This window comes from Fundidesulfovibrio sp., assembly GCF_058402725.1.
In genome coordinates, this window is the sequence record NZ_JBZVFJ010000230.1 from 1 (window position 1) to 3,550 (window position 3,550).

The window sequence follows — 3,550 nt, forward strand, 5'->3', positions numbered from 1 at the left end:
AGTCGAGCACGCAGAATTCGTCTCCGGCGAGGCGCGCGAGGATGTCGCTGCCCCGGAAGTGCTGGCGCAGCAGGGCGGCCACATGGCGCAGCACGGTGTCTCCCGCGTCGTGGCCGTGGGTGTCGTTCACTTCCTTGAGGCGGTCCACGCCGATGAGTGCGGCTGCGAGGCCCCGGTCTTCCCGGCGCAGGGTCGTGAAGAGCCTGTTGCCCGCGTCGAAGAGGTGCGTGCGGTTGCCCAGCCCTGTGAGCACGTCGCGGTTGGCGAGGTCCGCGAAGTCGTCCAGGAGGTTGAGCATGTCCACGTTCTGGGAAATGCGGCAGTAGAATTCCTCTGTCAGGAACGGGCGGGTGATGAAGTCGTTGGCCCCGCTCTTGAGCAGGGCGGCCGAGGCTTCGGCGTCGTTTTCGGCGGCCATGCCGATCACGGCTACGTCGCGCAGGCCGCGCGTTTCGCGTACGGAGCGGGTGAGTTCCGCGCCGGTGGCGTCGGGGAGGGTCGAATCCGTCAGGATCAGGCGCACGGAGGCGTCCGAGCGGGCGGTATCCAGGGCTGTGCGGGCGTCGGCGCAGGCGATGGCATGGTAGCCGTGGGCCGAGAGGAGCCGTGTCAGGCGTGCGCGTTCCGCGTCGTCCGTCAGGGCCGCCACGGCGCGCAGGCCCTTGTTGCGCAGGATGCGGCGCAGCAGGCGCACCACGTAGTCCAGGGTGTGCAAGCCCTGTTTGAACACGTAGTCCACGATGCCCTTTTCCCACATGGCCTCGCGCAGGCCCGGGGCCATCTCGCCCGTGAACACAATGGCGGGCACGCCGAAGGAGAGCACAACGTCCACCACCTCGCCTTCGTGAGCGTCGGGGAGGTTCAGGTCCAGGAGCGCTGCGGCAAAGGCATGGGGATTCGCGGCCAGCGCGGCTTCGCATTCGGCGCGGGACTTGACCCAGGCCACGGTGCGGCCCACCTCGCGTTCCACGGTGCGGCGCAGGAGCGAGCCGAAGGTGCGGCTGTCTTCAACAAGCAGGATCTCTTCCACGGTGAACCTCCCGGAGTCGGATCAGGAAGCGTCGTCAGACGCCACGAGCACGACCAGTTCCTTGGGGCCGTGCACGCCGAAGGTGAGCGTCAGTTCGATGTCGGCGGTCTTGGACGGACCGGAGATGAGCAGCGTGTTGGCGGGCAGCGGCCCTGCTTCGGCCAGTTCGGCCAGGGCCTCCGCGAAGGTGGCCCGCACCTGGGATTCGTGCAGCACCGCAATGTGCAGGGGCGGCACGAGGGAGAGCAGCCGGGACTCCGTGGCGTCGGGGGTCAGAAGCAGGGAGCCGTTCTCCGCGATGCCCAGGCGGACGCCCGTCACCGAGGCGTCAACGGCGAAAAGGGCATCGCGCAGCTCTTCCACGGGCCGGTCCACGGGGAGGGGGGAGGGCATGCCGGGCCGGGCGAGGACCCCGCGCGCCAGGAGGGCCACGCCGGAAGCTGGGCCGTAGGCCACGGAGGAGGGGGCCTTGGCGGCCAGCAGGTCGGCCAGGGCGTCGGCAAGGTTTGCCGCGCTGGTGCGGATCACTTCGGTCTTCACGGCGGCCATGCGTGCGCAGAGGAGTTCCACGGCCTCGGCGTGGTCAAGCCGGGGGGGGCTCCAGGCCAGGTCCGGGGCCACAGGGGCTGGCGCGGCCGGACGGTTGCGGGAGAGGCGTGCCAGGATGGCCTCGCGGGCGTTGACGCTATCCATGGCGGGCTCCTTCCTCGCGCACGCGCTGGCGCAGGCTCTTGCGGGCAAGTTTGGGCAGCGTGCGGGCCTGGCTCCAGGCGGCGAGGGGGCCTACGGCCGGAGTCCAGCGGCTGGTGACGCGCGCGGCCAGGGCCAGCAGGCGTTCGCGCAACCAGGGCCTGCGCTCCACGAAGGCCCAGAGCCGCCAGCCCAGGGTCTTGACGGCGCAGCGCTTGGCCCCGCGACCGCGCACGAGGCCCTGTCCGGGCGCGGCCTCGCACTCGGAACGGATGCGGCGCAGGTGCCGGGCCAGGGGGATCATCACCGGGCAGACTTCCTCGCAGGCCCCGCAGAGGCTGGAAGCGAAGGAAAGGTCGCCCTTGGCTTTGAGCCCTTCCATCTGGGGCGTGATCACCGACCCGATGGGGCCGGGGTAGACCGAGCCGTAGGCGTGGCCGCCCAGGCGCGAATAGACAGGGCAGTTGTTCAGGCACGCGCCGCAGCGGATGCAGCGCAGCGAGCCGGAGAGTTCAGGGTCCTGGAACATGTTGGAGCGGCCGTTGTCCAGGATGACCAGGTGCACCTCGCGGGGGCCGTCCAGTTCGTGGGGGCCGCGCGGTCCGTTGACCACGTTCACGTAGGTGGAGAGCAGCTGCCCCGTGGCCGAGCCCGTGAGCAGGCGCATGAGCGGCGGCAGGTGCTCGAGCTTTTCCACCACCTTCTCCAGGCCCATGAGGGCGATGTGCACGTCGGGGCAGTGGGTGCTCATGCGCCCGTTGCCTTCGTTCTCCACGAGCACCAGGGAGCCGGTCTCGGCCACGGCGAAGTTCACGCCCGAGAGCCCGGCCCTGGCGGTGCGGAACTTTTCGCGCAGGACGCGCCGGGCGATGGCGTTCAGTTCCAGCACGTCCTCGGTGTAGGGCGTGTCCGGGATGCACCTGGCGAAGAGTTCGGCCACCTGCCTGCGGTTCATGTGCAGGGCCGGGGCCGTGATGTGCGAGGGCGGCTGGTGGGCCAGCTGGATGATGAACTCGCCCAGGTCCGTCTCCACCGGGGTGACGCCGTGCTCTTCGAGAAAATGGTTGAGCCCCGTCTCTTCGGAAACCATGGACTTGCCCTTGACCACCGTGTCGGCTCCGTGCTCGCGCAGGATGGAGAGCACGATGCGGTTGGCTTCCCCGGTGGTCTCGGCCCAGTGGACGCGGATGCCGTTGCGGGTGCAGTTGGCCTCCAACTGGACCAGAAGCTCAGGCAGGCGCGAGAGGGTCCGGCCCTTGAGGGCCTTGCCGGTGGCACGAAGCCGCGCCAGTTCTGCCGGGTCGGAAAAGAGGGCCAGACGCTTGCCGCGCAGGCCGCCCAGGGCGGACTTGAAGTTGCCCGCGATCTGGGGATCGGCCAGGGCCTTGGCCAGGGCGGCGGGGAAATCGAAGGAATCAGCGGCCATGGCATGCCTCCCCTGCCCGGGTCGCGGACGGTTGCGTCGAGGCAGCGCCCGAGACGCGCTCCCAGAGGAATTCGGCCACGTGCATGCCGCGCACGGGGCTTCCCATGCGCTGCGCTGCCGAGGTGATGTTGAGCAGGCAGCCGCAGTCGGCGGTGAGGAGCACGTCGGCCCCGGCGGCCAGCACGTCCTCCACCTTGTCGCGCACCATGGCGGCGGAGATTTCCGGGCGCTTCACGCTGAAGGTTCCGCCGAAGCCGCAGCACTCCCACTCGCGGGAGAGCTCCACCAGTTCCACGCCGGGCAGGGCGCGCAGCAGGGCCTTGGCGGCCGGGGTGGAGCCCGTCTCGCGCAGGGCGTGGCAGGAGGAGTGCCACACGGCGCGCACGGGCGGGCCGCTGTCGGGG

The 3,550-nt window shown here is 70.2% G+C and carries 4 protein-coding genes; all 4 read right to left on the reverse strand.

Going from position 1 to position 3,550, the window contains the following annotated elements; all coding sequences use genetic code 11:
- On the reverse strand, nucleotides 1–1,030 hold a 1,030-nt coding region (locus tag ACV4UX_RS17875; protein WP_491594634.1), incomplete at its 3' end, for a diguanylate cyclase.
- A 21-nt stretch (nucleotides 1,031–1,051) separates the two neighbouring features.
- Complete coding sequence (locus ACV4UX_RS17880) at nucleotides 1,052–1,723, reverse strand: LutC/YkgG family protein (RefSeq protein ID WP_491594635.1); 672 nt, start codon at nucleotides 1,721–1,723, stop codon at nucleotides 1,052–1,054.
- A complete protein-coding gene (locus tag ACV4UX_RS17885) occupies nucleotides 1,716–3,146 on the reverse strand; it encodes a lactate utilization protein B (protein ID WP_491594636.1) in 1,431 nt (476 codons plus the stop codon). Before ACV4UX_RS17885 ends, ACV4UX_RS17880 begins: the two co-directional genes overlap by 8 nt.
- Nucleotides 3,136–3,550 (reverse strand): heterodisulfide reductase-related iron-sulfur binding cluster (locus ACV4UX_RS17890; protein ID WP_491594637.1); only part of this gene is annotated, 415 nt, incomplete at its 5' end. The genes ACV4UX_RS17890 and ACV4UX_RS17885, both read right to left, overlap by 11 nt.